Here is a 3,714-nt window from a genome sequence, read left to right as displayed (position 1 = left end):
GGTCTGAATGCTCATAGCTTTCCGGCAACGCGACCCGCGCGGTTATACCTTCATCAAGGAGCTTAGATTCCATAGTGAAGATTTCGGACGCCTGCACGCTGGCAGCGGTGAACAAAACGAACAGACAGGCAAATGAACGGGTTAAGCTTTTAAAGGAAAGAGTCATGAGATCAGTAAGTTACTGGATAGTGCGGGTATATTAGAACTATTTGGGGGTGGGGGCAATTGGGGGAGCGGAGATGTAGACGTGTTACCTAGCCTCTTAGTTATTCCTTTCTAATAACTAAGAGTCTGCTTAAAAATGGTATCCCTATGGTATTCAAGGTAATCACTTGTTCTTACAGGAAGCTCTCGCAGCTCCATAGCCGCATCAATTCCCAACTTCTGATATTCCCAAGGAGCCAATTGATTAGAAAGAACAATTTTTCTGTTTTGTCGAAATGTAACTATCCCTTCATCAAACAACCGGTCTAATGCAGGAGTAAGAAGTAAACCGTTATATGCATCTAGCCGCTCACCGTCTGAGCTCTTCGACCATGGCTTAATATGAGATGCTAGCAATACTTCCTTTTTCCCAACTCCCGTTACCGCGCACGACTTCCACTTTTGCATCAACTGTCGTCTAAAGTGTCGCTGACCTACCCGAGCATCGATTATCGTTTCTCGTGTAGTATCTAAAGGTGAACCATAGAGTTCAATTAAAGACTCTTTCAATTCATACTCATCGAATGACTCGTTTTGGCCCATTAGAAATTGAAACTCACTCGGCTCATCTTTCTTCTCTTTGAACTGAATTAGGGTGAGGAGTCCCTTGTAAATGAAAGCATCACGATGGTGATCACGGTAAAACAAGTGAACTTCATCAGAGTTTACGTGAACATTCGCTATTCTACTGTCATTTGCGTGTCCCTTTTCTCCTTCCCAGTAAAGCACATCGCCTAATATATGATCATCATAAGGTGTCGAGTCGTCACGCTTATTATGGGTCACAAACAGAATAATAATATTCGCATTAGCCGGCGTAAAAACGCCTCTAGCTATAGCTTGTGGCCCACCGAGCCCCCATATATCAGCTAACTGAGGCCGCGTGTAGGCTTTATTAATCCCAATATTTTTGAAAGAAATAGGCAACGGCACTAACCTTAGAGTTTGTACGAAATATCTTACCTAGAAATTAGCATGCTTTATTGTTTAGTCCTAATGCAAACCTACCCACCAAACTCAACCGCTCCTTAGCCCGAGTAATTCCGGTATACAGCAGCTCTTTGCTTAGCACAGGGCTGTCGTGGTCGGGCAGGACCATCACGGTGTGTTTAAACTCTGAGCCCTGAGACTTATGTACGGTCATGGCATAAACGGTTTCTATATGGGTGAGGCGGCTGGGCAGTACCCAGCGCACGCCTTTATTTTCAGACTTGTTGGTCTGGTCGGGAAAGGCGACGCGCAGGTGGCCGTGTTCAGGGTCTTTAAAGGTTAGGCCGATGTCGCCGTTGTTTAGTTTTAGACCGTAGTCGTTTTTGGTGACCATAACGGGACGGCCTTCGTACCAGGTGTTGGCGTTTACGCCGAGTATGTCGCCGACTTTTTGGTTAACGGCTTTTACGCCCCAGGGGCCTTCGCGCAGGGCGGTCAGGATTTGGAAGTTGCTTAGGTTTTGCAGGGCTTCTTGGGCGATATCGTTGATGTTGTTGGCATCGGTTGTTGTATCGGCATTGTTCCTGACGTGTAACGTCAGGCTACCGGAAGTCAGGTTACGTTTAACCAAGGCTTCGAAGGCTGGGGCGTCTAGGCTGCTGACTTCATACAGGCTAACGGGATAATCTTCATCGGCGTTTTTGGCTTTTTCGAGTTCCTGTTTTGTTGCGACGTTGTCTTGCTGGTTAATGGCGTTAGCCAAGTCAGCAATAGGGCCTTTGAAGCGGTAGCTTTTGCGGAATTTCACAACGTGTTGCAGGCGTTGCTCGCCGTTGTCGTCAATTAAGTCGTCTGGAAACGCAGGTGTATCGGCTACTTGCTGCAGCCATTGGGCAGTTTCTGTGCGGTAATGGCCTTGGTCGGCGCCTTCACACAAGTTGCCCAGCACGGCGCCGGCTTCTACGGAGGCTAGCTGGTCTTTGTCACCAATAAGCACCAGCCGTGCGTTTTTGGGAGTGGCTTTTAGCAGCGCGGTCATCATTTCAATGTCTATCATTGAGGCTTCGTCGACTATCACCACGTCGGTGCGCAGTGGGTTGTCGGCGTGGTGTTTAAACGCGCGCGAATTCGGTTTTACACCCAGTAAGCGGTGCAGGGTTTTACCCTCGGGCTTTATGGCGTCTAAGGCGTCTTTTAAGGTGGCGAGCTTTGCATCACCCCGCAGCCTATTCAGCTCGCTTTCTATGGACTCGGTGAGTCGCGCGGCGGCCTTACCGGTAGGCGCTGCCAGCGATACGCGTAACGGCGGTAAACCCAGGAAGAGTGTCTGATGCTGCAAGGCGGTTAACAGGCGCACTACAGTGTAGGTTTTACCGGTGCCGGGCCCGCCGGTTATTACGCTAAAGCGGTTGCGCACGGTGTTAGCGCAGGCCACGCGCTGCCAGTTAATCTCTTCGGTTTTGTCATCATCAGGTTTATCAAACAACTTCGCCAGCGTGCTTTTCAGCAAGTCGTCGTTGGTAATCGGCCGGTCACTCATGCGCGCCTGCAGGTCGTTCTCGATAAAAGCTTCGTACTGCCAGTAGCGGCGCAGGTACAGTTTGCTGCCACTTAACACCAATGGCTGATTGCCTTTGCCGTCGGCGTCTACACAGTGGCTTTGGGTTAATACGGCTTCCACATTGGTACCAAACTGACGGAACAACGCACTGGGAGTATCGCAGTTTGGTGAATAGCGGTTTTCGGGTGGTAAGTTCAGTGCGCTTTCGGGCTCATTCTGCAGCGCATTTATGTCAATGCTGGTATGTCCGCGACCGGCTTCGTGCGAGGCACAAACAGCGGCCAGTAACACTTCACTGTGCGTTTCTCCTGCTTGCTGCAAAAACTCGACAAAGGCCAGGTCTATTGAGCGTATCCAGCCAGCATCACGCCACTCACGCAGGGCATCAAACAGGGTGTTTGAGGTTACTTCTGTCATACCGGCTCCTTATCTGAAAGGTCCTTACCCGAAAAAAGTGCGTCCAGCTTCTCTATCAGTTCCCGTGGCGGCCGGTCACAAAATGCCCCGTCGCTTTCCGCCCGGTGCCCACGCAAGAACAGATACACGGCACCGCCTACATGAGTGTCATAGTCGTATTCACTGCCTAACCGCGCCTTTAACAGGCGATGCAGTGCCAGGGTATAAATGACGTATTGCAGGTCATAACGGCTGTGCAGAATTTTTTCGCGCATGGCTTGTTCGGTGTAGGCGTGGTCGTCTTCGCCCAGCCAGTTGGACTTATAATCTGCCACGTAATATTTGCCGTTATGCTCAAACACCAAATCGATAAAGCCTTTTAGCATGCCGTTCAGCACATTAGGTTCCAGTGCAGGGCGTTCGTGCCCCGGCAGAATGTGTTCGCGAACCAGAGCGTCCAGCCTTTGTGCGTTAACTTCACTGGCACCAAACCAGAATTCCGGCTCGGCTTTGTATTGCTCCAGTGCGCTTAAGCTAACGCGGTCACCGCTGCCATTAATTGAGAATTCGTTGTGCAAATAGGCGTCCAGCCAATGCTCCAGGCTGTTTTGGTGTTCCTGCCA

General features: G+C 50.1%; 3 protein-coding genes. All 3 read right to left on the bottom strand.

Going from position 1 to position 3,714, the window contains the following annotated elements:
• Positions 1 to 276: 276 nt before the first annotated feature.
• A complete protein-coding gene (locus B3180_RS14810; RefSeq protein WP_273023981.1) occupies positions 277 to 1,131 on the bottom strand; it encodes an HNH endonuclease in 855 nt (284 codons plus the stop codon).
• A gap of 43 nt (positions 1,132 to 1,174) precedes the next feature.
• The gene (recD, locus tag B3180_RS14805) at positions 1,175 to 3,112 is read right to left on the bottom strand and encodes an exodeoxyribonuclease V subunit alpha (protein ID WP_273024081.1); all 1,938 of its coding nucleotides are present in this window, start codon (positions 3,110 to 3,112) and stop codon (positions 1,175 to 1,177) included.
• Positions 3,109 to 3,714 (bottom strand): PD-(D/E)XK nuclease family protein (locus B3180_RS14800; protein WP_286845267.1); only part of this gene is annotated, 606 nt, incomplete at its 5' end. The genes B3180_RS14800 and recD, both read right to left, overlap by 4 nt.

The organism is Idiomarina sp. UBA4206 (assembly GCF_002383015.1).
GTDB classification, from domain to species: domain Bacteria; phylum Pseudomonadota; class Gammaproteobacteria; order Enterobacterales; family Alteromonadaceae; genus Idiomarina; species Idiomarina abyssalis.
This window is presented reverse-complemented; position numbering and strand designations above follow the sequence as displayed.

Coding starts and splice junctions, on each gene's coding strand:
- recD (WP_273024081.1), bottom strand. CDS start 3,112: ATGACAGAAGTAACCTCAAACACCCTGTTTGATGCCCTGCGTGAGTGG.